At 62.4% G+C, this 25,267-nt stretch carries 28 protein-coding genes and 1 pseudogene; 6 read left to right on the forward strand and 23 right to left on the reverse strand.

Annotated elements, in window-relative coordinates; translation table 11 throughout:
- Positions 1-2: 2 nt before the first annotated feature.
- Positions 3-617 (reverse strand): DUF5666 domain-containing protein, encoded by a 615-nt coding sequence (locus tag AC19YS_RS09265; protein WP_106576767.1) that lies wholly within the window; start codon positions 615-617, stop codon positions 3-5.
- Between the two features lie 178 nt (positions 618-795).
- On the opposite strand from AC19YS_RS09265, the gene AC19YS_RS09270 reads away from it, so the two are divergent.
- Positions 796-1,992, forward strand: coding sequence for an MFS transporter (locus AC19YS_RS09270; protein WP_500601525.1), 1,197 nt, complete (start codon positions 796-798; stop codon positions 1,990-1,992).
- 12 nt (positions 1,993-2,004) lie between these two features.
- Here AC19YS_RS09270 and AC19YS_RS09275 read toward each other — a convergent pair.
- Both AC19YS_RS09275 and AC19YS_RS09280 read right to left on the reverse strand, forming a co-directional pair.
- Positions 2,005-2,091: pseudogene (locus AC19YS_RS09275) on the reverse strand (type II toxin-antitoxin system HicB family antitoxin); the annotation flags it as partial.
- Between the two features lie 18 nt (positions 2,092-2,109).
- Entirely contained in the window at positions 2,110-2,283 is a 174-nt protein-coding gene (locus tag AC19YS_RS09280) for a type II toxin-antitoxin system HicA family toxin (RefSeq protein WP_124416848.1), read from the reverse strand.
- A gap of 238 nt (positions 2,284-2,521) precedes the next feature.
- Between AC19YS_RS09280 and AC19YS_RS09285 the strand changes: the two genes are divergently transcribed.
- Together AC19YS_RS09285 and AC19YS_RS09290 are read left to right on the forward strand one after the other, a co-directional pair.
- Positions 2,522-3,178 (forward strand): peroxiredoxin-like family protein, encoded by a 657-nt coding sequence (locus AC19YS_RS09285; protein ID WP_106576769.1) that lies wholly within the window; start codon positions 2,522-2,524, stop codon positions 3,176-3,178.
- A 14-nt stretch (positions 3,179-3,192) separates the two neighbouring features.
- Positions 3,193-4,107 carry a LysR family transcriptional regulator gene (locus tag AC19YS_RS09290; RefSeq protein ID WP_179677969.1) on the forward strand — a complete coding sequence of 305 codons (915 nt, stop codon included), beginning with the start codon at positions 3,193-3,195 and terminating at the stop codon, positions 4,105-4,107.
- On the opposite strand, the gene AC19YS_RS09295 is transcribed toward AC19YS_RS09290, so the two are convergent.
- Together AC19YS_RS09295 and AC19YS_RS09300 are read right to left on the reverse strand one after the other, a co-directional pair.
- The gene (locus AC19YS_RS09295; RefSeq protein ID WP_500601528.1) at positions 4,064-6,103 is read right to left on the reverse strand and encodes a M10 family metallopeptidase C-terminal domain-containing protein; all 2,040 of its coding nucleotides are present in this window, start codon (positions 6,101-6,103) and stop codon (positions 4,064-4,066) included. The two genes, AC19YS_RS09290 and AC19YS_RS09295, sit on opposite strands and share 44 nt — an antisense overlap.
- Before the next feature lie 324 nt (positions 6,104-6,427).
- Positions 6,428-7,546 carry a cytochrome P450 gene (locus AC19YS_RS09300; RefSeq protein WP_500601529.1) on the reverse strand — a complete coding sequence of 373 codons (1,119 nt, stop codon included), beginning with the start codon at positions 7,544-7,546 and terminating at the stop codon, positions 6,428-6,430.
- A gap of 75 nt (positions 7,547-7,621) precedes the next feature.
- On the opposite strand from AC19YS_RS09300, the gene AC19YS_RS09305 reads away from it, so the two are divergent.
- Positions 7,622-8,317, forward strand: coding sequence for an ArsR/SmtB family transcription factor (locus tag AC19YS_RS09305; RefSeq protein WP_500601531.1), 696 nt, complete (start codon positions 7,622-7,624; stop codon positions 8,315-8,317).
- 113 nt (positions 8,318-8,430) lie between these two features.
- Here the strand turns inward: AC19YS_RS09305 and phnP are convergent, their stop codons facing one another.
- The 13 genes from phnP to phnC form a co-directional block, all read right to left on the reverse strand.
- On the reverse strand, positions 8,431-9,180 hold the full coding sequence (phnP, locus tag AC19YS_RS09310; RefSeq protein WP_124416842.1) for a phosphonate metabolism protein PhnP: 750 nt from the start codon (positions 9,178-9,180) through the stop codon (positions 8,431-8,433).
- Positions 9,171-9,743 carry a phosphonate metabolism protein/1,5-bisphosphokinase (PRPP-forming) PhnN gene (gene phnN, locus AC19YS_RS09315; protein ID WP_200623045.1) on the reverse strand — a complete coding sequence of 191 codons (573 nt, stop codon included), beginning with the start codon at positions 9,741-9,743 and terminating at the stop codon, positions 9,171-9,173. The genes phnP and phnN overlap by 10 nt, the downstream gene beginning before the upstream one ends.
- On the reverse strand, positions 9,743-10,888 hold the full coding sequence (locus AC19YS_RS09320; protein ID WP_200623047.1) for an alpha-D-ribose 1-methylphosphonate 5-triphosphate diphosphatase: 1,146 nt from the start codon (positions 10,886-10,888) through the stop codon (positions 9,743-9,745). Before AC19YS_RS09320 ends, phnN begins: the two co-directional genes overlap by 1 nt.
- Positions 10,878-11,597 carry a phosphonate C-P lyase system protein PhnL gene (gene phnL, locus AC19YS_RS09325; protein WP_169368731.1) on the reverse strand — a complete coding sequence of 240 codons (720 nt, stop codon included), beginning with the start codon at positions 11,595-11,597 and terminating at the stop codon, positions 10,878-10,880. The genes AC19YS_RS09320 and phnL overlap by 11 nt, the downstream gene beginning before the upstream one ends.
- Positions 11,597-12,406 carry a phosphonate C-P lyase system protein PhnK gene (gene phnK / locus AC19YS_RS09330; RefSeq protein ID WP_164487974.1) on the reverse strand — a complete coding sequence of 270 codons (810 nt, stop codon included), beginning with the start codon at positions 12,404-12,406 and terminating at the stop codon, positions 11,597-11,599. The genes phnL and phnK overlap by 1 nt, the downstream gene beginning before the upstream one ends.
- Positions 12,367-13,233 (reverse strand): alpha-D-ribose 1-methylphosphonate 5-phosphate C-P-lyase PhnJ, encoded by an 867-nt coding sequence (locus AC19YS_RS09335; RefSeq protein ID WP_500601534.1) that lies wholly within the window; start codon positions 13,231-13,233, stop codon positions 12,367-12,369. The genes phnK and AC19YS_RS09335 overlap by 40 nt, the downstream gene beginning before the upstream one ends.
- Positions 13,226-14,302 carry a carbon-phosphorus lyase complex subunit gene (locus tag AC19YS_RS09340; RefSeq protein ID WP_106576780.1) on the reverse strand — a complete coding sequence of 359 codons (1,077 nt, stop codon included), beginning with the start codon at positions 14,300-14,302 and terminating at the stop codon, positions 13,226-13,228. The genes AC19YS_RS09335 and AC19YS_RS09340 overlap by 8 nt, the downstream gene beginning before the upstream one ends.
- Positions 14,302-14,892: a phosphonate C-P lyase system protein PhnH gene (gene phnH, locus AC19YS_RS09345; protein WP_106576781.1), complete on the reverse strand. Its 591-nt coding sequence runs from the start codon at positions 14,890-14,892 to the stop codon at positions 14,302-14,304. The genes AC19YS_RS09340 and phnH overlap by 1 nt, the downstream gene beginning before the upstream one ends.
- A complete protein-coding gene (phnG, locus tag AC19YS_RS09350; RefSeq protein WP_106576782.1) occupies positions 14,892-15,329 on the reverse strand; it encodes a phosphonate C-P lyase system protein PhnG in 438 nt (145 codons plus the stop codon). Before phnG ends, phnH begins: the two co-directional genes overlap by 1 nt.
- Before the next feature lie 11 nt (positions 15,330-15,340).
- Positions 15,341-16,045, reverse strand: a complete 705-nt coding sequence (gene phnF / locus AC19YS_RS09355) for a phosphonate metabolism transcriptional regulator PhnF (RefSeq protein WP_164487918.1) — start codon at positions 16,043-16,045, stop codon at positions 15,341-15,343.
- A gap of 36 nt (positions 16,046-16,081) precedes the next feature.
- Positions 16,082-16,864 (reverse strand): phosphonate ABC transporter, permease protein PhnE, encoded by a 783-nt coding sequence (gene phnE / locus AC19YS_RS09360; RefSeq protein WP_017136208.1) that lies wholly within the window; start codon positions 16,862-16,864, stop codon positions 16,082-16,084.
- A gap of 147 nt (positions 16,865-17,011) precedes the next feature.
- Positions 17,012-18,013, reverse strand: coding sequence for a phosphonate ABC transporter substrate-binding protein (gene phnD, locus AC19YS_RS09365; protein ID WP_106576784.1), 1,002 nt, complete (start codon positions 18,011-18,013; stop codon positions 17,012-17,014).
- Between the two features lie 32 nt (positions 18,014-18,045).
- Positions 18,046-18,879, reverse strand: a complete 834-nt coding sequence (phnC, locus tag AC19YS_RS09370) for a phosphonate ABC transporter ATP-binding protein (protein ID WP_500601537.1) — start codon at positions 18,877-18,879, stop codon at positions 18,046-18,048.
- A gap of 241 nt (positions 18,880-19,120) precedes the next feature.
- On the opposite strand from phnC, the gene AC19YS_RS09375 reads away from it, so the two are divergent.
- Entirely contained in the window at positions 19,121-19,819 is a 699-nt protein-coding gene (locus AC19YS_RS09375; protein ID WP_500601539.1) for a DUF695 domain-containing protein, read from the forward strand.
- A gap of 258 nt (positions 19,820-20,077) precedes the next feature.
- The gene (locus AC19YS_RS09380; protein WP_500601753.1) at positions 20,078-20,335 is read left to right on the forward strand and encodes a DUF6124 family protein; all 258 of its coding nucleotides are present in this window, start codon (positions 20,078-20,080) and stop codon (positions 20,333-20,335) included.
- 341 nt (positions 20,336-20,676) lie between these two features.
- On the opposite strand, the gene AC19YS_RS09385 is transcribed toward AC19YS_RS09380, so the two are convergent.
- The 5 genes from AC19YS_RS09385 to AC19YS_RS09405 are packed head-to-tail and all read right to left on the reverse strand — an operon-like array spanning position 20,677 to position 25,263.
- Positions 20,677-21,072 carry a hypothetical protein gene (locus tag AC19YS_RS09385; protein ID WP_179606983.1) on the reverse strand — a complete coding sequence of 132 codons (396 nt, stop codon included), beginning with the start codon at positions 21,070-21,072 and terminating at the stop codon, positions 20,677-20,679.
- A gap of 16 nt (positions 21,073-21,088) precedes the next feature.
- Positions 21,089-22,279, reverse strand: coding sequence for a c-type cytochrome biogenesis protein CcmI (gene ccmI, locus AC19YS_RS09390; protein WP_500601540.1), 1,191 nt, complete (start codon positions 22,277-22,279; stop codon positions 21,089-21,091).
- Positions 22,272-22,745 carry a cytochrome c-type biogenesis protein gene (locus AC19YS_RS09395; protein WP_124416835.1) on the reverse strand — a complete coding sequence of 158 codons (474 nt, stop codon included), beginning with the start codon at positions 22,743-22,745 and terminating at the stop codon, positions 22,272-22,274. Before AC19YS_RS09395 ends, ccmI begins: the two co-directional genes overlap by 8 nt.
- Positions 22,742-23,278 (reverse strand): DsbE family thiol:disulfide interchange protein, encoded by a 537-nt coding sequence (locus tag AC19YS_RS09400; protein WP_119739509.1) that lies wholly within the window; start codon positions 23,276-23,278, stop codon positions 22,742-22,744. Before AC19YS_RS09400 ends, AC19YS_RS09395 begins: the two co-directional genes overlap by 4 nt.
- Positions 23,275-25,263 (reverse strand): heme lyase CcmF/NrfE family subunit, encoded by a 1,989-nt coding sequence (locus AC19YS_RS09405; protein ID WP_500601543.1) that lies wholly within the window; start codon positions 25,261-25,263, stop codon positions 23,275-23,277. The genes AC19YS_RS09400 and AC19YS_RS09405 overlap by 4 nt, the downstream gene beginning before the upstream one ends.
- Between the last annotated feature and the right edge of the window lie 4 nt (positions 25,264-25,267).

The following is a 25,267-nucleotide window of genomic DNA, read 5'->3' on the forward strand; positions in this document are numbered from 1 at the left end:
CGTTACATCGGCGGTGTCACGCCGTCCTTACCAGCCGAAATCGCCTGAGCGGTAACCGTCCCATCCGCCGCCTGCGATGCAAACATCACCACCTTCACACCGGGCTTTAACAAACTGCGATCCCCTGGCTCCAGGTTGACGATCGGCACATCATCCGGCACTACGATCTTCTGCTCACCGCCTTTGTACTTCACGGTCAAGGTGCGCCCGTTGCTGACCACCAGATCGCCGACGGTGCCGTTGGTCATGCTGCTGCCTTCTTTCAAGTCAAACGCACGGTGCCCATCGCCCGTGCCGGCCATGGCCGGTGGAAACACGTGAACTTCCAGGGCAGTCAGGGTGCCATCGGCATTCGGCATGGCGGCCGACCCGATGTAGCTGCCGGGCTTGATTTCATCAATCTTGGCCAGGGTGACGGCGCGGACCTGGGTGTCTTTGGTCAGGTGCACGGTGACGTCTGCACCGCTGTTGACCTTGACGTGCATTGCGTCGCCATCGATCGCCGTAATGGCGCCGCGCACACCGACCCGCGGAGCCTCGGCGGCATTGGCCAAGCCAATGGCCATGGCGGCGGCCAGGGTTGAAGCCAGGATCATCTTGTTCAGCGAAATTTTCATGAAAGTGGATTTCCTGTTTCGGCAGTTGTGACTGAATGTATCATTGCCGTTCGACTCAAAAGTTAACGATTCAGTCATTAATTTGCGGCATGAGTGTTATCACCCACAGCGCCCTACTCCGGCCGTGCGATTGTCTTTACTCTCGCACGCCCTCTTCCTTCGCTTTAACGAGAACACCATGAACGCTACCCCACACGCTTCAAGCACCATGACCCGAGGCATGGTGATGCTGTTTGCGTTCTGTTGCGGCGCCATTGTTGCCAACATCTACTACGCCCAACCGATCATCGAACTGATTGCACCCGACATTGGCCTGACGCCGGCGATGGCCAGCCTGATCGTGTCCCTGACACAAATCGGCTACGCCTTGGGCCTGTTTTTCCTGGTGCCGCTGGGTGACTTGCTGGAAAACCGCAAGCTGATGATCGCCACCACCGTGTTGGCCATCGCCAGCCTACTGGGTGCTGCCTTTACCGAGCAGCCGAATTTGTTCCTGCTTGTGTCGTTGCTGATCGGCTTCAGTTCTGTCTCGGTGCAAATCCTGATCCCGCTGGCGGCGCACCTGGCGCCCGCCGAATCCCGGGGCCGCGTGGTTGGCAGCATCATGGGCGGCCTGTTGCTCGGCATTTTGCTGGCACGGCCGGTGTCCAGCGTGGTGGCCGACCACTTCGGCTGGCGCGCGATGTTCATGGCCGCCGCGGCATTGATGGCCTTCATCAGCGTGGTCCTGCTGATGACCATCCCCAAGCGCCAGCCCGACCACAGCGCCAGCTACGGCCAGCTGCTGCGCTCCCTTGGCACGCTGCTGCGCCAGCAACCGGTCCTGCGCCAGCGCGCGTTCTACCAGGGTTGCATGTTCGCCACGTTCAGCCTGTTCTGGACTGCCGCCCCGCTGGAACTGTCGCGCAACCACGGCTTGAGCCAAAGCGAGATCGCGCTGTTCGCCCTGGTCGGTGCCTTGGGCGCCATCGCCGCGCCTATCGCTGGCCGCCTGGCCGACGCCGGCCACACGCACCGCGCTTCGCTGCTGGCGATGCTGTTTGCCGCCTTGAGCTTTTTGCCCGCCTTCGTGCATCCGCTGTACAGCGTGATCGGCCTGGCCGTCACCGGTGTGGTGCTGGACTTCTGCGTGCAGATGAACATGGTCCTCGGCCAACGCGCCATCTACGCCCTCGACGCCAACAGCCGCAGCCGCTTGAACGCGCTGTACATGACCAGCATCTTCATCGGCGGCGCCTTCGGCTCGGCGATTGCCAGCAGTGTGTATGAACACGGCGGCTGGCTGGGCGTGATGCTGGTGGGCAGTGCGTTCCCACTGGTGGCGTTGTTGCGGTTCCTGAGTGCTTCGCGCACGGTGGCCGTTGCCCCAGCCTGACCGCAACCAGGCGCGCACCAACTTCTCCAGGGCCGCATCCGCCAGAAATGACGAGCGGCTTTTAACCTTGTGCTCGCGCACATAGCGGTCGATTCGTTGGTTGCATGAATGCTCTGCTCAACACTGAAACAGCCCGGCGCGTTTCCTGATGCTTTTGACGGTGCCCAGGGGCACGTCCTTCTTGGGATGCGGCACCAGGATCGTGTACGGGTTAGAGCGGTGAGTAAAAATAGGATGGCTGCCGGTGACCCGATCCAGCACCCCACCCGCGTCTTGCAGCTCCTTGATCAATAACCCGCTTTGCGCCTCAGCCTCCTTGGCCCGGCTTGATAAACGTAACCCTATAGTTATTTGCTCAAGCGCAGATTGCTTTAACGGGAGTGGCGGCTGTATGCCTAAAGAGTGGAAATAAGCGGTGTTTATTCCCGCAGGGCATAATTGCTATGCGCCTCACCCTGCTTCTTCGCCCGCCCCGCCGCGCCCATTATCCCTCCCGCCAACTCGGCTCATCTCCTGAGGGAATATCGCAATGACACTTCAAGCCACACTTGATGCCTTCCGTGCTGACTTCAAAGCCGGCAAGCCTCCCTACAACGCGCCGGCGCATATTCATCCGATCATGGAACGCGCCACAGCCGAGCTGATTGCGTCCGGCGCCGCACAGCGTGCGTTGAAGGTGGGTGACAAGGCGCCGCTGTTCAGCCTCAAGGATGCCAACGGTACGTGGGTGTCCTCAGCCGATCTGTTGGCCAACGGCCCCCTGGTGCTGACGTTCTACCGCGGCGTGTGGTGCCCGTATTGCAATATGGAGCTGCAAGCGCTGCAAACCTTTTTGCCGACGTTGAAAGACCACGGCGCGAGCCTGCTGGCCCTGTCGCCGCAGACTGCCGCCAACAGCCGTAAATCCGAACGCATCACCGAGCTGGGTTTCCCGATCCTCAGCGATACCCACAACGACGTTGCCGATGCATTCGGCCTGCGCTTTCAACTGCCGGACTACCTGATCGAACTCTACAAGGCCCTGGGCAACAACTTGCCGCTGATCAATGACGACCCGGCCTGGACCCTGCCGATGCCAGCGCGCTACGTGATCGGCCAGGACAGCGTGATTCGTTACGCCGAGGTCAACCCGGATTACACTCAACGCCCAGAACCGTCGGCGATGCTCGACGCCCTCACCCAATAACCCAAGGACACCCGATGGACCGCCTCACCGCCATGGAAACCTTCGTGAACGTGGTCGAAACCGGCTCGTTCTCAGCTGCCGCCAAACGCTTGGGGATAGGCCAGCCTGCTGTCTCCAAAAGCATCGCGCAATTGGAAGCGCGCCTGGCGGTGCGGTTGGTGTTGCGCTCCACGCGCGGCCTGACACCGACCGAGGCAGGCCTGGCGTTTTTCGAAAAAGCCAGGCGCGCCATCGACGAAGCCAATGAGGCCGACGACGCCGCACGCGGTGCAGGCGCCGGGCTGTCGGGCAACTTGCGCATCAGCGCCGCAACCACCTTCGCCCGGTTGCACATCATTCCTCACCTGGGCCCCTTCTTGGCGCAATACCCCGCCGTGAACGTCGAAGTGGTGCTCAACGACCACAGCCTCAACCTGGTGGAAGAAGGCATCGACGTTGCCCTGCGCATGGGCAACTTGAGCGACTCGGGCCTTACCGCCCGCAAGATCGGCCAATCCCCGCGGCAAATCCTCGCCACCCCGGCCTACTTCGAACGCTGTGGCGAGCCGGCCACCCCGGCGGATTTGCTGCAACACCAGGCAATCATCTACAGCCTGGGCGGCGGCTCAAACTGGACGTTCAGCCAGGGCGACAGTCACTACCCGGTCGTCGCCCGCGGCCGCATCCGCGTCACCGCCGCAGAGGGCGTGCGCGCCGCGGTGCTGAACCATTTGGGCCTGACCATGGCATCGACCTGGATGTTTGCCCCGGAACTGGCCAGTGGTGAGGTCAAGCCCGTGCTGACTGACTGGCAACTGCCGCCGATTGATTTATGGGCAGTGTTCCCCACTGGCAGGATGGCGAGTGCCAAGGCACGCGCGTTTGTGGAGTACGTGCAAACCCTGATCAGCGCCGATGCGCAGTCAGGCCAAGCACATCCTGGGGCTTGATCAAACGCGCGCTCTTGATCAGGAAGTCAGACTGGCGGTGGCCCAGCAGGTCGATGCCCACAACGTAGCGGCCGCTCTGTGGGTGGTAGTTGATCACGGTGTCGCCAACGCGCCCCGTATAGTCTTGCACCAGGCGCAAGGGGGTTGCGTACTGTTTGGCCAGTGCCCTCAGATCGACAGTGTCCTCGCCACTGGCGAAATCCATGAGCACATCGGCATCGTGACCGGTCGAGTCACTGGCCTGGTCATATTTGAACGTGTTTCTACCGCCCACACCCCAGAGCACATCGCCGCCAGCACCGCCAGTGAGGACGTTATCCACCGCGTTGCCAATGAGCGTGTCCTGGCCGGAGCCGCCAATCGCATTCTCCACAACAACGCCTTTGGCGATGGCGACGTTGTTGCGCAGACCGCCCACGCTGGAGGCAGAGTTATGGCGCAAGTCGATGGTTTGGTGATGCTCGAAACCGGAAAAATCCAGGGTATCGTTGCCACCCGCGTCCTGTACCAGGAAACGCGGCGCGGCGCTGCCGGCATGCAGGCTGCTTGAGCGCTCACCGCTGTTGGCGTTGAAGCCATAGACGGTATCGTGCGCCTTGAGGCCCGATAGAAGCCCCGGCGGGGAGCTGCGTTGGCGTTTGAGGCCCGTCAGCCCAAGCCCGGACCCGGTGCCCGTGACAATGTCACGGGCGCGAATCCTCCCCACACTTTTGAGAAACAAATCGGCTTTGCCCTGGCCGGTAAGGTCAAGGCTCAAGCTACCAGCGCCACTGCTCTGGTCATGGCTGAGGACGATCTCGCCGGCTCGTCCCGTGAACTGCTCAACCACGTAAAAATGCCTGATGGAGGTATTTTTCAACAGGCCGGAAAGATCGATCCTGTCGGTGCCACTGCTGAAATCAAGAATCTCGTCTGGCTGGCCAAGCGTAGAATCGCTTGCCCTGTCGTACACAAAAACATCCGCGCCGCCACCGCCGCGCAACCTGTCCGCGCCCGCGCCACCGCGGAGCCTGTTGCCCACCTCGTTGCCGTTGATTTGGTCGTCGCCCGAACCGCCGACAGCGTTTTCCAGCGTAACGCCCTTGGCGATGGATACATTGCCCCTCAAGCCGCCCACACTGGAAAACGACTCAGCGTGCAGGTTGATGACCTGATCCTGGGAAAACCCGGAAACGTCCAGCGTGTCATTGCCGCCCCCATCCCAAATGCAAAAGATCGGCGCATCGTTCGCGGACTCAAGGCTCAAGTGATCACGGCCCGTGTTGGAGTTGAACCCGTAGGTCGTGTCGGTAGGTCGCGTATTGAAATTGGCACCGTAGAGTTTTTGTATCGCGCCAATGTCATCTTTCATCGGCACGCACGGATGGCGCCGTTGGAAGTCATGGCCCGGTTGATTGGTTTCATCCCAATAACTCATTACGCTGCAGGCCTTGGTGTCTTGCTCGTATGCGGTCTGTGCATAGGTGTGCACTCGCTTGCCATATTCGCCAGGGTGACCAAGGCCCAGGGCGTGCCCCAACTCATGAACTGCGGTAAATAAAAAGTAATCGCCGTGAGCGGGGATTTCGCGAGCGCCCTGCGTTCCAATGGTGGTTTTCATGTCACCGTAATACTGATTGGGTAACTGTGACACACCACCACTGGTACGAGGATCGGCTGCAATGGTTATTGAGCCGTCGGCGCAGGTTGAATTTTCTTTGAATATAATCGTGGTCACGTCTTGCCACATTTGAAGTGCCTGGCGAATGGACACTTTTTGTTGGGCAGAGAACTTTTCGTCAAGGGTAAAAGACAACTCGATTTTACCGTCGCCATCGCGATCGTAATGGCGATAGCCTCCCCGCAGGATCTGGTTAGCGGCCTCCTGCGTGCCAAAAGCGGGCTTCTGGGCTGGCGCCATGGAGACGTGGGCAGGGTATGTAAAAGCCGGTGCACTGGATTCAGGCAATTCAGGCTGATGTAGAGGATGGTCAACAAATGAAGTGGCAACGCGCATATAACATCCTTTGAAAAAATTAAGCCGACCCGAAACAGGGCCCAGGACGCGGCAATCTACTTAACCGCCAAACTAACCTCACACAACAAAAAACCGCGCACCAGCCCTGACTATGTTTCACGCCCAAACATATAACAACTGGATACATACACCTCACATCCACACACAAGAATAATCATATACGCGCACTACACACTCAAACCCTCGCCCGAAAACAGGGACTTTAAAACACTGTAAAACATATAAAGTTTAGAAAACCCTCACGCGTCAAACTCGGCATGGAAACAAAGCCCTACACACTTGATCGCCTGGAAGCGGCTCGCGTTACGGATATAGGCCTGCACATTCAAACCGCGGGATGCGCCCATTCAGCGACGGCCAGTAACCGCATTGGCGAGCATCGGCCCAGACGCTCGGCTGGCGCAATAATTCGCGCAGCGCTTGCGATGCGATGTTCAACGCGAGCGCTTGGCCAGGGCAGTGGTGTTTGCCAACGCCAAAGCTGAACAAGCGCCGGCCGGGTCGCTCAAGCAGAATGCTGTCCGGGTCAGGGTTTGCATCGGGGTCCCGGTTCGCAGCGGCCAGCAACACGAGAACGGTATCGCCCTTCTCTAGAAAGCGATTGCCAATCGAGCAGGGCCCGGCCGCAAATCGCCGCGTGTTCTGCACCGGCGAGTCATAGCGGGCCACCTCCTCCACCAGCGCTGGCACCAAAGCCGGCATGCGCTGGATGTGCGCCAGCAGGTCAGGCCGCCGGGTGAGTGTGACCAGCGTATTGCCAATCAGGCCGGCACTCGCTTCACACGTCTGGGAGAGCAAGCCGATCAGGTTAGGCGTCAGTGCATTCGGGTCACCCCACTCGCCGTGGAGAAGCTGCTCGAGCAACCCGGTCTGCTCGAGCACCGCGCCGAACAGCTGCCCCAGGTGTACAGCACCAGCATCGGCGGCGCGCAAATGAGCCTGGCTGCTCAGCGGCGAAAGACACGCGACAAAATCCCGGGTCAACGCGGCGACTCTGTGCAACCGCTCGCCAGGCACACCCAGCAACGAACCCACCACAGCGACCGGCAACGTAAACATCCACTCATCGAGGCTGTGCAGGCGCCTGCTGACTTGCCTCACCACCCTGGCGATATGCACCGCGTCCAACCTGGCCAGTGCAGGTTCGACCACCGCCCTGGGGCACTGGTGGGCCGCGCCCTCGTTCATGCGCATCAACTTGGCGAACACCTGACCCGCCGCACCGTTCGCGATCGCCGCAGGCACCGGCTCGTGTGACGGGCGTACCAGGCAGTCAGGGTGCGTCAGCACGGCCTCGACAGTCCTGGCGCTACTGGCGATCCACAGTCCCAGTTCAGCATCGAACGACAGCTCATCGTTGCGCCTGAGGGCCGCGTAATAGGCGTAAGGGTCGGCATGGGTCGCGGCTTGCAGCGGTGTCATCGGGCACGTCCTGTTTGCAAAAGAAGCGTTACTATCTGCCCTCTCACACGGCAACGATTCGCTCAGGAACGAAATATGCACGCTCAGGACGAGGACACGGCGCTTTCACACGTGGCGGGTGCGATTGCGGAGCCCGCGCGAACGAAAATGCTCTGTTCGCTGATGGATGGCCACGCACGAACCAGCACCGAGATGGCGGCAATTGCCCAGGTCAGCGCCTCGACCGCCAGTGCCCATTTGGCCAGGCTCAAGAACGATGGCCTGCTTACGCTGCACACCCAGGGACGTCATCGCTATTACAGCCTGGCTGGGCCGCACGTGGCGCAGGCCATCGAGGGCCTGATGGTGATCAGCCGCCACACCAGCAGGGGTTTCGTCTCGACCACGCCCACGCGTTTGCAGTTTGCGCGCACCTGCTACGACCACATGGCCGGTACCCTGGCCGTGCACCTGCACGACCATTTCATCGCCAGCGGCTGGTTGATGGGCGACGGCACTTACCAGCTGAGCGCGGCGGGTGAACAAGCCATGACCGAGCTGGGCATCGATGTGCCCGCACTGCGCACGCAGCGCCGACGTTTCGCCTGTTCGTGCCTGGACTGGAGCATGCGCCGCCCGCACCTGGCCGGTGCTTTGGGCGCGGCATTGCTGCAAAGTGTTATCCGCCGTGGATGGGTGACCCAAGACCTGGACAGTCGCGCGTTGGGGTTGACGGCCAAGGGACCCAAGGCGCTGGCAAGCCGATTTGGAATGGATATCTGCAGACAATAAAAATCACAATGTGGGAGCGGGCTTGCTCGCGAAAGCGCTGGGTCAGTGAAGAATCCCTCAACTGACACACCGCATTCGCGAGCAAGCCCGCTCCCACAGACGTCATGCCGTGTTCAAAGCACCCGGCCATCCCACGCCACTGTCACATGCCTGGGCAACTCGCGCCGATGTTCCAGCAACCACGCGTCCAGCGTATGCCCCACGTGCGTCAGTACGCCCAATTGCGCACCTGTTTGCTCAATGCTGCGCAATGCCAGCGTCACGTCATTGTGATTGCGCGGTGCCTGGGGCTGCGGCGGCATGGAGCAATCGAGCACCAACACCTCCAGTGGCGCGCGTTGCAGCCAGGCCAGGGTGGCAGGCGGCAGGCCGACCGTGTCGGTGAGGTAGGCGATGCGCCGACCTTCGCCTTCCAGCAGATAACCAAAGGTGGGTTTGGAGTGCTGCAATGGCAGCGCCGTCACGCGCAACTCGCCAAATTCGCGGGTTTCGAATGCGCCAAACGGCTGGCTGAAATCCAGAATCCCCGGGTGCTTGTAAAGGTCGGACAACCCTTGCGGGTCCGCCGGCCCGTGCACCGGAATCACCAGCCCCTGGCCCCAGCGCAAATGCAGCAAACCTTGCGCATGGTCAGCGTGGTAGTGGGTCTGGAAAATCCCGTTGAAACTGCGCGGCGGGAAGCGTTCGGTCAGGTCCGGCAAACCGCTGTCGATCAACCAGCGCTGGTCGCCACATTCGATCAACGCGCTGCACGGTCGGCGGCGTAACCCTTCATCACTGCGCGCCAGGGCGCAGGCAGCGCATTCGCAGCCGTACACCGGAACTTGCCGCGCGTCACCGGTGCCAAGCAAGGTCAGGCGCATGCCGAGTGCCCGTGATCCAGGCAGCACAGCAAGCGCTCGACGGTATGCACCAGCGGGCCGGAGTTATCCAGCACCAGCAGCCCCGCACCATTGCCGGCGATCAGGTCTGCGGTGAACCGTGCATTGCGTGCCAGGCGCTCCTCGATATCGGCCAACGACTCACGCCCCCGCGCGATCAAGCGCTGGCGCAACACGGTTTGATCGACCGTCAGCAACAGCACCAGCACCGAGGGATAGCGTTCGCGGGTTTGTGCCAGGTGCGCGCGGGACCCATTGACCAGCACGTCTTCCCCCGCCGCCAGCCAGTCGTCGATCACACGCGGGATGCCGTACGACAACCCATTGGCGTGCCAGCTGAGGGCAAACGCGTCCTCGGCCTGCATCGCGGCGAACTGCTCCGGGCTCACACCCTGGGCCGCCTCGCCCACCGCTTCGGCCGAACGGGTGATCACCCGCCGCACAATGCGGCAGCCGCGCTCGGTCAAGCGCGGGCGGGCGGCATCCAGCAGGCTGTCCTTGCCCGAACCCGATGGCCCGATGAGATAGATCAACCTGCCTGCCATCAAAACACCCTCTTCGCTTGTCGCCACACTTGTTGCACCACGGGCAGCCCTTCGCGGCGCTTGGCCTGGACCAGATCAGCACGCAGGCCCACCGCAATTTCACCGCGATCGGTCAGGCCCGCCGCGTGCGCCGGTGCCAGGCTGATCATCTTGACCGCGCGCGCCAGGTCGCCGCCGTCCTGCTCATCGGCCAGCACGAACGCGGCCTGCAACAGGCTGGCCGGGTAGTAGTCGCTGGAAAGTATATCCAGCAATCCCTGCGCAGCCAGGCCGGCGGCGGCCACATTACCCGAGTGTGACCCGCCGCGCACCACGTTCGGCGCACCCATCAACACTTTCATGTTCAGCGCCTGGCAGCCCTGGGCTGCTTCAAGCGTAGTGGGGAATTCGGCAATGGTCATGCCGTAGCGCGCCGACTCTTCAACATGCGCCAACGTGGCGTCATCGTGGCTGGCTACCGACAACCCACGCCCCAGGCAATGTTCGACGATGGCCGCGCGATAGCGGTCGCTGTACTCGCGGGAGTTGGCCATTTGCAACACGATAAACGCGTCCATGGTTTCGTCGTTGAGGTGGTACTTGCCCATGTAGTACTCACGGTACTTGGCTTCGAGAACGAACTGGCGCTGACCCGGCGAATGGTCCATCACCGACACCAGACGCACCAGCGGGTTTTCCACCAGGTCGCGGAACACGCTCAGGGTGTCCGGGTGGCACAGCTCGCAGCGCAGGTGCAAGTGGTGCTCGGCGCGGGTCAGCCCGGCGCCCTCGGCCGAGGCGATGGCGTCGAGCATCGCCGGCAGTTTCTTCATGCGGTTGCCCTTGGGGTTCACATCGCCGATGGACACCGCGTCGAACACCGTGGTGATGCCCGCCGCGATGATCTGCGCGTCATGGCTGAGCACCGCCGAGGTCGACGGCCAGTCCACGCCGGGGCGCGGGGTCATGTGTTTTTCCAGGTTGTCGGTGTGCAACTCCACCAGCCCCGGCAGCAGGCAATCACCGCCCAGGTCCTGGGCCTGGGGCAACTGGCTGCGGCCTTCGGCAATGTCGACGATCTGGCCGTCGCGCAGCACCACCGAACCGAGGAACACACGCTCAGCCGTAACGACCTGGGCATTACTGAGGATCTGTTCAGCGGGCATGGGCGTATTCCTCTGCGGCAACGGGCGTGGGGGTCATGTCGAAATGGCGGTCGGCAACCGCTTCACGGGCGGCGCGGTCGTGGAAGATGCCGATCAGTGCGGCGCCGCCAGCCTTGGCTTCGTTCATCAGTTCCAGCACCACCTGGCGATTGTTGTCGTCCAGGGACGCGGTGGGCTCGTCCAGCAGCATCACTGGCCACTCGACCATGAAGCCACGGGCGATATTCACGCGCTGTTGCTCGCCACCGGAGAAGGTGCCGGGCGCCAGTTGCCACAGGCGTTGGGGAATATTCAGGCGTGTCAGCAAGTGCTCGGCGCGTGACTGCGCATTGGCCTTCGACCAACCACGGGCGAGCGCGGGCTCCATCACCACGTCCAGGCAGGCCACGCGCGGAATGACGCGCAGGAATTGGCTGACGTAACCCAGGGTCTGCTGGCGCACCTGCAAAATGTCGCGCGGCTCGGCGCCCACCAGCTCCAGCCATTCACCGGCATGCCTTACGCGAATGCTGCCACCTGCCGGTAGATAGTTGCCGTACAGCGTGCGCAGCAAGGTGCTTTTACCCGCGCCGGACTGGCCGTGCAGCACCAGGCATTCGCCGCCCTGCACGCTAAAATCCACGCCGCGCAGCACGTTGAGCACCACGCCGTTCTGCTGGTGCAAGGTGAAGGTTTTCGAGAGGTCGCGAACCTCGATCAAGGCATTCATCATGGCTGCAATACCGAAGACACCAGCAGTTGAGAGTAAGGGTGCTGTGGATCGTCGAGGATCTGGTCGGTGAGCCCCGTTTCCACCACGCGCGAACGGCGCATCACCATCAGGCGGTCGGCCAACAGACGGGCCACGGCCAGGTCATGAGTGACAATCACCACCGCCAAATCCAGCTCACGCACCAGGCCGCGCAGCAGGTCGAGCAAACGCGCTTGCACCGACACGTCCAGACCGCCGGTGGGTTCGTCCATGAACACGAGGCGTGGGCTGGAGACGAGGTTGCGGGCGATTTGCAGGCGCTGCTGCATGCCGCCCGAGAAGGTGCGCGGCAGGTCATCGATGCGCTGCGGGTCGATTTCCACCTGGCCCAGCCAATCCAGACCGGCGCCGCGCAGTTGCGCATAGTTGCGCACGCCCTGGGCCATCAGACGCTCGCCAATATTGGCGCCGGCCGACACACCCATGCGCAGGCCGTCACGGGGGTTCTGCTCGACAAAGCCCCACTCGGTGCGCAGCAAGGTGCGGCGCTCGGCTTCGCTGGCGCTGTAGAGGTCGAGCCATTCACCGTCCTTGCTGCGGTAGCCAATGCTCCCGGCTTGCGGTGGCAAACGCCCGCTCAGCAACGAGAGCAAGGTGGATTTGCCTGAGCCGGACTCGCCGACAATTCCCAGTACTTCGCCGGGGTACAGATCAAAACTCACGCCCTGGCAGCCCTTCTCCGGGCCGTAAAGCAAAGACAGGTCGCGCACGTGCAATAACGGCTGGCTCACTGGTTGTTCTCCTTCACGCGCTGGGCGCAATACCAGGTGTCGGAACACACAAAACTCTGGGTACCCGCGTCGTCGAGAATCAGTTCATCGAGAAACGACTCATGGCTGCCGCAGATCGCGCAGTTGTGTGCCCACTTCTGCACCTCGAACGGGTGGTCTTCAAAGTCGAGGCTGTTGACTTGGGTGTACGGCGGCACTGCGTAGAGGCGCTTTTCACGCCCGGCGCCAAACAGCATCAGCGCCGGGCTCATGTCGAGCTTGGGGTTGTCGAATTTGGGGATCGGTGACGGGTCCATCACGTAGCGCTCATCGACCATTACCGGGTAGGCGTAGCTGGTGGCGATGTGGCCGAAAGTGGCGATGTCTTCGTAGAGTTTTACGTGCATCACCCCGTAATCGTTGAGCGCGTGCATGGTGCGCGTCTCGGTTTCCGACGGTTCGATAAAGCGCAGCGGCTCCGGGATGGGCACTTGGTAGACCATGATCTGGTCGGCCTGCAGCGGCGTTTCCGGGATGCGGTGGCGGGTCTGGATCACGCTCGCCTCCGGCGTGGCTTCGGTGGTGGCGACACCGGCCGTGCGCGCAAAGAAGCGTCGGATCGACACGGCGTTGGTGGTGTCGTCGGCGCCCTGGTCGATGACCTTGAGCACGTCATCGGCGCCGAGGATCGCGGCGGTCAATTGCATGCCGCCGGTGCCCCAGCCGTACGGCAACGGCATCTCGCGGCCCCCGAACGGCACTTGGTAACCGGGGATGGCCACGGCCTTGAGCAAGGCGCGGCGGATCATGCGTTTGGTCTGCTCGTCGAGGTAGGCAAAGTTGTACGCCGGGTCACGCGCAGGTGATTGAGTCAGGTCATTCATGGCGCGTGCCCTCGGCCGGTTGGCGCAGTTTGCGGATCAGTTCCAGCTCGGACTGGAAGTCCACGTAGTGAGGCAATTTGAGGTGCGAAACAAAGCCCGCGGCCTCGACATTGTCGCAATGAGCCAGCACGAACTCTTCGCGCTGAGCCGGCGACACCACCTCTTCGTTGTATTCCTCGGCGCGCAGCGAGCGGTCCACCAGCGCCATGCCCATGGCCTTGCGCTCGGCATGCCCGAACGCCAGGCCATAGCCACGCGTGAACTGCGCCAGCTGCGTGGCCGAACCAACGAACTGGTTGACCATCTCGCACTCGGTCACTTCGATGCTGCCCAGGCACACCGGGAAGCCCAGTTCTTCGGGGTCGATCCACACCTCTACGTCGCCAATGCGAATCTCGCCGGCAAACGGGTGATTGCGGCCATAGCCGCGTTGGGTCGAGTAACCCAGCGCCAACAGAAACCCCTCGTCGCCACGGGCCAGGGCTTGCAGGCGCTCGGCGCGGCTGGCCGGGTATTCCAGCGGGTCGCGGGTGATGTCGGCGACGCTGGCGTTGTCGTCAGCTTCGTTTTGGATCAGGCCTTCTTTGGCGAGCAAACCGAGCACCCGCGGGCAGGCTTCGATGCGCGCATCCGCCGTGGTTTGCGGGCCTGGGTATGCACCTTCGGCCAGCAGCGAAAAATCCAGCAGCCGGTGGGTGTAATCGAAGGTCGGGCCGAGCAGCTGGCCGCCGGGCACGTCTTTGAAGGTGGCCGACAGGCGTCGACTCAATACCATGTGCGCCGTATCAATCGGCAGGCTCGGGCTGAAGCGCGGCAGCGTGGTGCGGTAGGCGCGCAGCAAGAAGATTGCTTCCACCAGGTCGCCCGCCGCTTGCTTGATCGCCAGCGCGGCGAGTTCTTCGTCGAACAGCGAGCCTTCGGTCATCACCCGCGCCACGGCCAACGGCAGTTGTTCGCGGATCTGTGCAACGCTGAGTTCGGGAATGGCGGTATCGCCCCGGCGTTTTTTCGCCAGCAGGCGGTGGGCATTGTCGATGGCTTGCTCGCCACCTTTGACGGCTACGTACATCAGGCGTGCTCCTGTGCAATGCGGCTGCTGCGTGGCAGGCCAATCAGGTGATGACCTGCGCTGAACACCACGTCCAGGCCACGCGGGAAGGCTTCGCGGCGTTGGCGTTCCAGCCAGAAATCCTGCGGCACCGGCAGGTTCACCCGGCGTTGCGTCTTGATGCCGGGGCCATGCCAGTGCAGGCCGCGACCGGACTCCAGATCGGTAAGCTGAACCAGCAAGGTGCAGGACTGGTCGGGGTAACGGTCGTTACCGTGGTCGAAGCCGCTGAGGTCGAGCAGGTCTTGTTCACCGAGCAACGCAAAGGCCGCTTCTTCGCGCTTATCCGTCAGTGGGCAGCCGCAGTGAAAGGCCAGGTTGGCGCGGATCAGCGGCGTGTCGAAGGTCGGCGCCAGCCACACTGGCGTGTCCCCATCCAGCAGCGCCAGGCACAGTGCGTAGGTGGCGGGTGCCAGGCCATCCAGGCGCGGCGCTGAAGGCAAGTGCTGGATCAGGCCCGGTTCGGCCAGGGCTTTGAGCGCCGCGCGAAAACCGCGCTGGGCATCGAGTACCGGGTCGACAAACGCCGGTTGCAACAGGTGCGCATTCATCAGTTTTCTCCTCGCACCAAGGTGAAGAACTCAACCTTGGTGGCGGCAGTGTCGGCTTCTTTTTGCGCGCGGCGTTTGGCTTGGGCAGCGGCCAGCGCGGTGATCAAATCGCTGAGCCACAGGCTCGGTTGCGTGCCTTGCAGGTGCGCGTCGGCCAGGGCGGCCAACTCGGCGTGGGCTTTGTCGCGCCCGGCCAAATAGCTGTAGCCGGTGCGGCCGTCAGCCAGGCGCACCACGCAACGGGTCACGCTCATTTCACCGACGTTGAAGGCGGCGCCATCCCCGCCCATGCGGCCACGCACTAACGTCATGCCGATTTCAGGGGCGCGAATCAGCTGGTACTCGGCGTCCTTCAAAGCCGCTTCGTGAGGTTGCAATTCATTGAGCTGGGCGCGGGCAAGCACACCCATCCAATGCTGACGCGGGGACAGGTTCATCGGGGTCTCCATCAGGTCACCACTTGGTACTGGAAGCGATCCGAACGGCTGGTGGACTGCGCCAGCTCCACCGGGCGGCCGTCGCGATCGCGGGAAAGGGTGAATACGGTGAGGGCCGGCAAGTGCCGGGGCATCATCAGCAGCGCGGCTTCGTCACGGTTGGGCAAACGCGCGCCGATCAGGCTTTGGGTGCGGGTCAGTGGCAAGTCCCGCTCGCGCAAGTACTGGCGCAACGAGCCGCCGGTGTAATCGGCCAGCAGCGGCGCGCGGCTGGCGCAGTAGCGATGGCGGATCAGGCTGACGGGCTGGTGGTCGAGCTTGCGTAGGGTTTGCAGTTCGATCATCGGCGCCATTTCGGCGATGCCCAACTGCAGCGCTTCGTCTCGGCTGGCGTAGCAGTAGCGGCGCTTGAGCAGCACCGCCTGCACGCCCATGCCCTGAGCCGACAGCGATTGGCTGTAGGACGTCTCGGCGCCCATCGGGTAAATCAGCGGGCGGTCCAGCACCTGAGTGCCCTTGCCCTGGCGGCGCAACAGGCTGCCTTCGAACACCAGTTCGTCGATGGCACGGCGCAAGGTATGGCGGTTGACGCCAAAACGCTCGGCCATGTGCACCTCGCCGGGCAGGAAGTCGCCGGCCTGGTAGCTGCTCAGTTCACGGCGCAGGATGTCCGCGAGTTCGCGGTACACCGGCTCATCTTGTCTAGACAACTGCATGCTTAAAAAAAGCGCCGCGCGGGCACCCCTCTGGCGTCAGATGAACTGCTTGCGCAGGCGTTGGGACAGCACGTCGATACAGCTCACGACAACGATGATCACCAGCAGCACCGCGCAGGTCTGGACGAACTGGAAGGCGCGGATGTTTTCCCAGAGGATCACGCCGATGCCGCCGGCGCCGACCATGCCAACCACCGTGGCCGAACGCACATTGGCTTCGAAGCGATACAGCGCGTAGCTCACCCACAGCGGCATCACTTGCGGGATGACGCCGTAGATCACTTCCTGCAAGGCGCTCGCGCCGGTGGCGCGCACGCCTTCGACCGGGCCTGGGTCGATGGCTTCGACGGCTTCGGCAAACAGCTTGGCGAGCACGCCGGTGGTGCTGATCCACAGGGCCAGAACGCCCGCGAAAGGACCGAGGCCGACGGCGACCACGAACAACATGGCGAACACCATTTCATTGATGGAGCGGAACGCATCCATCACCCGGCGCAGCGGTTGGTGCACCCACCAGGGGGTGATGTTGTCAGCGCACAGGATGCCCAGCGGCACCGAGCACACAATCGCCAGCACCGTGCCCCAGAGGGCGATTTGCACGGTGACGATCATCTCTTTGAGGTAGGAGCGCCATTCGTGGAAGTCGGGCGGAAAGAAGTCGGCGGCGAAGGTCGCCATGTTTCCAGAGTCGCGGTACAGCGCCAGCGGGTTCATCTCCGCGCCGTGCCAGGCCCAGGCCAGCAGGACCAGGAACAGGCCCCAGCCGAGGTATTGCGGCCAAGTGCGTTTGCCTACAGCTTCAGCGTGCAGAGTTGTCATGGGTCACTCTCGGTGTAGGGTTGGAACCGGGCTTGAAGTGGGAGCGGGCTTGCTCGCGAAGGCGGTGAATCAGTCGCCGGATGCGTTGAATGACACACCGTCTTCGCGAGCAAGCCCGCTCCCACATGAATCCGGTTCCTACAGGGGTTAGCCGTTGGCTGCAGTCTTCTTGTCCAGCTCGGTGATGCGCTGCTGCAGCTTGGCCAGGTCGGCGTCGATGTCCGCCAGCTTCTTGGCCTTGTCAGCGGCTTCAAGGTGGTCGTCAGCGCTGATGGTGGTGCGCTGCTTGAACAGCTCAAGCTGGCGGATCGGCAACAGCTGGTCATCGCTCGACGGCAGGAACTTGCCCAGCTGCATGTTCTTCAGCACGGCCTTCTCTTCATCGGTGTCGCCGTAGTGGGCGAAGAAATCGCGGATCTTGGTCTTCTCGCTGTCGCTCAGCGCCTTGCTCCACACCATCGGGTCAGCCGGGATCAGTGGCGATTTCCAGATCACCTTGAGCATGGCGGCCTTGTCCGGCTGGGTGACTTCAAGGCGGTCCCAGCTTTCGGTGTTGAAGGTGGCAACGTCCAACTGCCCTTTGGCCACGCTGAGTGCGTTGACTTCATGACTGGAGTTCAGCGTGCGTTTGAATGCGGTGGCGGCATCCACATTGTTCTTGGCAAACACGTAGTAGCCCGGCACCAGGTAGCCCGAGGTGGAGTTCGGGTCGCCGTTGCCGAAGGTCAGGTTCTTGGCGTTCTTGAGCATGTCGTCAACATTGTTGATCGGGCTGTCCTTGCGCACGATCAGCACGCTCCAGTAACCGGCGGCGCCGTTGGCGGCGGCGGTCTGGGCGAAGATCTCGCCGTTGGAGCGGTCCACCGCTTCCATCGCCGCCTTGTTGCCGAGCCACGCCACGTCGACTTTGTTGAAGCGCATGCCCTGGATCAGGCCGGCATAGTCGGAGGCGAACGTGGCGTTGATGGTCAGGCCGGTCTTCTTGTGCATGTCATCCAGAAACGGCTGCCAGATGCTCTTGAGGTTCTGCGAGGACTCGGTGGACATGATGCCGAAGTTGATGGTTTTGTCGGCGGCCTGGGCGTTGCCCAGTGCGACGCCGGCCAGCAACACCGCAGACAGAAACACGTGGCCGATACGGTTCAACATGGAAGGAATTCCTGTGGGTCGTGAGTAGGGTTTCAAGCGCGCGCCAGGGCCAGCCGAGGGGTAACGTCGGTGTGGCGGGTCTGGTCGGAAAACATCAGGCTGGTGTCGACGTCGGCACCGTACAAATCGTTGAGGAACTGGCTGCTCATGGCGCTGCCCTGCCCGTCGAAATGAATCCGTCCGCCTTTGAGGGCCACAGCCCGCGGGCAATAACGCATGGCGTAATCGACTTGATGCAGGGTCACCACCACGGTCTTGCCGTCGCGGCGGTTGATGTCGGCGAGGATCTCCATGACCTTGCGCGCCGACTCAGGGTCCAGCGACGCGATAGGCTCATCGGCCAGAATCACTTCGGCGCGCTGGGTCAAGGCACGGGCAATCGCCACGCGCTGCTGCTGACCGCCGGACAAGGTCGACGCACGTTGCGCGGCCAGATCGGCCAGGCCAACACGGGCGAGGGATTCGAGGGCAAAGGCCTTTTCCTCGGTATTGAACAAACCCAGGTTGCCGCGCCAGCGCGGCATGCGGCCCAGGCAACCGAGCAGCACGTTGTCGAGCACGCTCAGGCGATTGACCAGGTTGAACTGCTGGAAGATGTAGCCGATGTCTGCACGCAGCCGCCGCACCTTGCCATTCAACCGTCCACTGGCCTGCACCTCCCGGCCCAGCACCTTGACGCTGCCGCCGTTGCTTTTGTCGCAACAGGCCAGGCCTGCCAAGTGGCGCAGCAACGTGGACTTGCCGGACCCGGAAGCGCCAATCAGCGCGACCATCTCACCGGCAGCAATGGTGAGTTCGAGGTCGACCAGTGCGGATTTCTTCGCAAAGGTCTTGTTCAAGTGATCGACATGGATAGCGTGAGTCATGGGCATCTCTGTCTGGTTTGAACAGCCAGGGGATGGCTGCGGTTGAGTTCAAACGACAGTAGGCGCGCCAGGTGTCAGTGCTATTACTTGAACATGACTGGAGGGCGGCGGTTTGATGAAGGTTTTGTGAAAGGTTGGAGGTGGGTATCCAGTGGTCTGCGGCGAAGACGTCTGGCACACTTCGCGCCATCAACTAGCCACTACTTGATGGCACTCCCGCAGCGTTAAAGGAAAAACACGGATGTTCACTGACCAAACACGTCCTCTGGCCTATCACCGACTGTGCGGGCTGACGCTCGCCAGCCTGCTCCTCGCGGGTTGCGCCACCCCTGCCCCTCAACCACCGCCGGTGGCTGTACGCGATCAGTGCTTGGATAAAGGGTCTGCAGCAAGTGCGGCAGTCGAGCGTTGCGTGGCCGACCGGCAAGCGCAAAAAGCGAAAATGCTCAAGGACGTCCTCGCCGTGCTCGACACGACGCCCGGTCGCCAACCTTTGGCTGATGCGGGCCCGGACGGTTATCAGCAAGCCGACTTCCCGGAAACGCCCAAGGTCCTGAGCTACCAGGGCGAACGCTCGATCTCGGTCGCTGAAAAACAGGCGCTGCCTTACAAGGTCAGGATCACCTGGAAATACGTCTCACCTTTCCCCGTGCCCTTACCGGGCGACGTCTACAGGATGGGCCAAATGCGCCAGCAGGTCGTGCCGGCCGTGGAGGTGCAAGGGCTTGCGAAGTTTGTGTGCACAGTGACGGCTGACCAGCAGGTGCAGTGGATTTTCTACGCCAAAAGTGAAGAGACGTTCATGGCACGGGTGAATGCCGCGCTGGCCAAGAGCGAGCCTTACCCTTTGATATTCACGGCGACTGAAGAGCCCGCGCCGAACAGCGACATGGTCAAGACGGGGACACTGCGCATTACGCCCAAAACCTGCATGGAATGATGATCGCGGACACAGCTTGCCTTAAGGTATTCAGTGTTGACCGATCGTTCCCACACTCTGCGTGGGAACGATCGATATAACGACAGCTGAACAAGACTTTCCCTACGCTCAGTCATTTAACCGCTCTGCATTATGTGGACCGAGCCGTACGCAGGAGGGCCAAGCCCTGCCGGGTCTCCCATTCCCCGGTCGACCAACCTGCGTATGGCTCACCCTTTGCAACCTGCTTTGTGGCGGCTGTGCACGGGAGGCTTCGGCCTGCCGGGTTTCTATGACCGGTCTACCACCCCACATACACCACCCGACCTCATCTTCACCCTCCGCCCCGGCCTCAGCACCGAAGTTGCCCTGACCACTGCCAGCGAGATGCTGGAATCGGCGACGGTGTGTGCGTACGACTGTGCCGAGCATTTGGAGGGCACAGGCCGCAAGCAGGTGCTGGCGGTGGTGCAGATGATTGAGATTGCTCAGCTGTCAGTAGATCAGGCACTGAATCGGGAGTGTCCCGTAGCTTGATAGCGCGGTGATTCCTGTGGGAGCTGGCTTGCCTGCGATGGCGGTGGGTCCGCTGGCGAATTTATGGCTGACACACGGCTATCGCAGGCAAGCCCGCTCCCACACTGGGTGTGGTGTACATCAGGGGATTTCTCGCACGATGGCGAAACAGGCCTAACATTCAGATCAGATAGAGCTCAAAACCGTGGGAGCGGGCTTGCTCGCGAAGGCGGTGGGGCAGTGATTGATAGGCTGGCTGACACTGCGCCTTCGCGAGCAAGCCCGCTCCCACATTTGGCCTCCAGTGGATGCAAGAATGCATTCCACGGGTATGAAAAAGGCGACCCGAAGGTCGCCTTTTGTCATTGCGCGTATTGCTTGCTCAGCCCCGGCGGTACGCCGTGCACATCGGTCTCTTCCCACGGCCCGTTCGGGCTGATGGAGCGGCTCCAGCCGTTGCTCCAGCGGTAGTAGGTGCGCTGGCGGTAGAAGGTGTCGGGCTGTTCTTCCAGCACATACACCTGCATCTTGCCGTCCCAGTGGCTGGCGGCGCCCGGTGGTGGGGCGAAGGTCGGCGATTTGCTTGGCAGCGGTTTCGGCGGCGGGGTCACCGGGCCGGACGGTTGGGTGCTTGGCTGGGTCGAAGGGCCCGACGGCGGGATGGTCGGGCCGGTGGGTGCCGGAGGTGGCCGGTGGACCGCACAAGCGCTCAGGCCGAGTACCAGGCTGAGCAGGGTGATGCGTGCAAAGGCGGTCATAGGCGTTTTCCTCGATTTACTTGTCCGGACTGTCGATGGTCAGCTGCTGCAGCGCAGTGGCAGTGCTGGCCAAGGGTTGGCTGCGGCCGATCCACTCGCCAGCGGTCGGTTGACCGGCCCTGGATATGCGCGCAACCAGTTGGACTTCGGGGAAGTTCGACAGTTTCAACTGCGGCATCATCGCGTCCGCATCGCCCAGTTCGACGGTGACAGGCAGTTCGGCGACGGTCACGCGCTTGGCCGCCAGCGGTGCAGGCGGGCCGGAGACGGCACGGGCGAAGATGAACACGCTGTCGGTGGGCAGGGCTTTGGCCTTCACCTCGGCGGACAAATCCACGCGCACTTTAAGAACAGCCTTGGACGCTTGAGCGACAGTACCGCCGCTCTCCCTGAGCTTTTCCGCCGCTCGGTCGATACCACCTTGCAGCGCGACCCTGGAATTGTCTTCCGGTGGCAGCTGCGCCAACAGGCGGTTCCAATAGTCGATGGCGTCCTGATAACGCTGGCCTTCAAAGGCGGCAATACCCAACAGGCCAAGGCTGGTGACTTCCTTGGGGTCCAGCTTCAAGGCTTCATCGGTCAGCGCCTGCACCTTGGGCGACCACTGTTTGTTGTCGGCAAAATACTGCGCCTGCGCCCACTGGCCGAGCAGTTCCGGCTGGCGACCGGCCAAAGCCACGGTGCGCTCGAAGACTTTGGCCGCATCGGCGGAACGGTCCTGGGCCATGTAGGCGCGACCGAGGAAGTACAACCCTTCCGGCGAATCCGGCTGGGCAGCGGCGGCGCGTTCCAGGCGCTGGGTCATGTCTTGCATCGACACCGGTGGCTGGGAAAATTCGCGGGTGAGTTCAACCTTGTCACTCGCCCCGTAATGCAGGTACAGCGCAACGCCCAGGACCGGCACCAGAAACGCCGCCAAAAACGGCAACGGTTTGCCCAGGCGCGATTCGCGAGGCGTTCCCGCGCCTTCGGTGTCGGCCAGCAGCTCACGGGCCGCTTCGGCGCGGCCGGTGTCGAGTTGCGCGGCATTCAGCACGCCTTCGTCCTGCTGCACTTGCAACTCGGCGACGCGTTCCTGGTAAAGCGCTACGTTCAGCGCGGTGCGGTCCTCTTCACGCTGGGCGCGACGGCCGCGCAATACAGGGATCAACAGGAAACTCAGGGCAATCAGGAGCAGCAACCCTGCTGCGAGCCAAAAATCAATCATCAGTCTTGGTGTCCAGCAATTGGTCGAGGCGTTTGCGCTCTTCGGGGGATAACGCGTCGGAGCCATCGGTAGGCGCGGCGCGGCGGCGGCGGACAATCACGGCCATGACCACCACACCGGCCAGCAGCAGCCCGGCGGGGCCGAACCAGAGCAGCGCGGTCTTGCCGGTAAGGGCCGGTTTGTAACGCACGAAATCACCGTAACGCTCGACCATGAAGTCGATGATCTGCTGGTTGTCCTTGCCCTCCCCCAGCATGCGGAAGATCTCTTTGCGCAGGTCGGCGGCGATGGGCGCGTTGGAGTCGGCGATATCCTGGTTCTGGCACTTGGGGCAGCGCAGTTCCTTGGTCAGTTCGCGAAAACGCTCACGGTCACCGTCCTTGGCGAATTCGTAGGTGTCGATGGCCGCATGCGCGACGCCGACCAATCCAAGCGCAAGAACAGCAGCGGCTAACAGACGCTTCATGGCTTGGCCTCATCGACCAGCGCCTGGTACTTGGCGGCCAGTTGCTCGCGCCAGACCACTTCATCGATCACGCCGACGTACTTGTCACGAATCACGCCTTTGGCGTCGATAAAGAAGGTTTCCGGAGCGCCGTACACGCCGAGGTTCAAACCGAGGTTGCCGTCTTCATCGCGGATATCCATCAGGTACGGGTTGTGGAACTCCGCCAGCCACTTCAGGGCCGCCGCATTGTCGTCCTTGTAGTTGATGCCGTAGATCACCACGCCCTTCTCGGCGAGTTTGTTCAGCACCGGGTGCTCGACGCGGCACGAGATGCACCAGGTCGCCCACACGTTGACCAGCGCCGGCTTGCCCAGCAGGTCGGCCTGGGTCAGGGTCTTGTCGCCCTGCACGGTCTTCAGGCTGAACGCCGGGAATGGCTTGCCGATCATCGCCGAAGGCAGCTCGGCCGGGTCCAGGTACAAGCCGCGATAAAGAAACACCGCCACCACCAGAAAAGCCGCCAGCGGTAACACCATCAACCAACGCTTCATGCCGGCGCTCCTTGCAGGCCGAGGGCTTCACGCACCCGGCTTTTTACTTTGACGCGATAACGCCGGTCCAACGCGGCCAGCAAGCCACCCACGCCGGTGAGCAACCCACCGAACCAGATCCAGCGCACAAACGGTTTGACGTGCACGCGCACCGCCCAGGCGCCGTCGCCCAGCGGCTCGCCCAGCGCCACATAAAGGTCGCGGGTGAAACCGGCGTCGATGCCGGCTTCGGTCATCATCGAGCTTTGCACGGTGTACAGGCGCTTTTCCGGGTGCAGCACGGCCACTTCCTTGCCGTTGCGCACCACACGAATAGTGCCTTTGTCCGACGTGAAGTTCGGGCCTTCAAAGTGCTTGGCGCCTTCGAAGATGAAGTGGTAACCGGCCAGGTCCATGGACTCGCCGGGTGCCAGGCGCAGGTCGCGCTCGGCGCTGTTCTGGCTGGAGAGCACCACGCCGAGGGCGCACACGGCGATGCCGAGGTGCGCGACCTGCATGCCCCAATAGCTGCGGGTCAATGTCGGCAAGCCTTTGATCAGGCCTTTATGGCGGGTTTTGTCGACAATGTCGCGCACGCCGGCCAGCAATACCCAGGCGGCGAGCAGGAAAGTCGCGAGCACCGCCCAGTTGAAGTCGCCATAGGCAAAGCCTGCGATCACCGCCAAGGCCACACTGCCCAGCAGCACCGGCATCAGCATGCCAGCCAGCCATTTCACCGGGGTGTCTTTCCAGCGCACTAATACGCCGATTGCCATCACCACCATCAGCAGGCCCATCAGCGGGATAAACAACGCGTTGAAGTACGGCGGGCCAACCGACAGCTTGGCACCGCTCAGCGCGTCCAGCACCAGCGGGTACAAGGTACCGAGCAGGATCATCGACGCGGCCACCACCAGCACCAGGTTATTGCCCAGCAACAGCGTTTCACGCGACCACAGGTTGAAGCCGACCTGGCTCTTGACCACCGGCGCGCGCAACGCAAACAGGGTGAGCGAGCCGCCCACCACAAACAGCAGGAAGATCAGGATGAACACGCCGCGCGCCGGGTCGGACGCAAACGCATGCACCGACGTCAGCACGCCCGAACGCACAAGGAACGTGCCAAGCAAACTGAGGGAAAACGCGGCGATGGCCAGCAACACGGTCCAGCTTTTGAACACGCCGCGTTTTTCGGTGACCGCCAACGAGTGAATCAGCGCGGTGCCCACCAGCCACGGCATGAACGAGGCGTTTTCGACCGGGTCCCAGAACCACCAGCCGCCCCAGCCGAGTTCGTAATAGGCCCACCACGAGCCCAAAGTGATGCCGATACCGAGAAAGGCCCAGGCGACGATGGTCCACGGCCGCGACCAGCGCGCCCAGGCGGCATCCAGACGCCCGCCGAGCAAGGCGGCGATGGCGAAGGCAAAGGCCACCGAGAAACCCACATAACCCATGTAGAGCATCGGCGGGTGCACGATCAGGCCGATATCTTGCAGCAATGGGTTGAGGTCATGCCCGTCCACCGGGATCTGCGGCAGGATGCGGCTGAATGGGTTGGAGGTCATGATCAGGAACAGCAGAAAACCAATGCTGATCATGCCCATCACCGCCAGCACCCGCGCCAGCATGACTTGCGGCAGTTGGCGCGAGAACACCGACACGGCGAAGGTCCAGCCGCCGAGAATCAAGGCCCACAACAGCAACGAGCCTTCGTGGGCGCCCCACACGGCGCTGAATTTGTAGTACCAGGGCAGCGCGCTGTTGGAGTTGTTGGCGACATAGGCGACAGAAAAGTCGTCAGTCATGAAGGCATAGGTCAGGCAACCAAACGCGAACAACAGAAAGGCAAACTGGCCCCAGGCGGCCGGCTGGGCCAGGCTCATCCACAGGCGGTCGCCGCGCCAGGCGCCAAGCAACGGCACCACGGCCTGCACGACGGCAAAGCACAGGGCGAGGATCATCGCCAACTGGCCCAGCTCGGGAATAAACAGTGCGGACGTCATCAAC

The sequence above is a fragment of the Pseudomonas sp. MF08831 genome, from assembly GCF_059862645.1.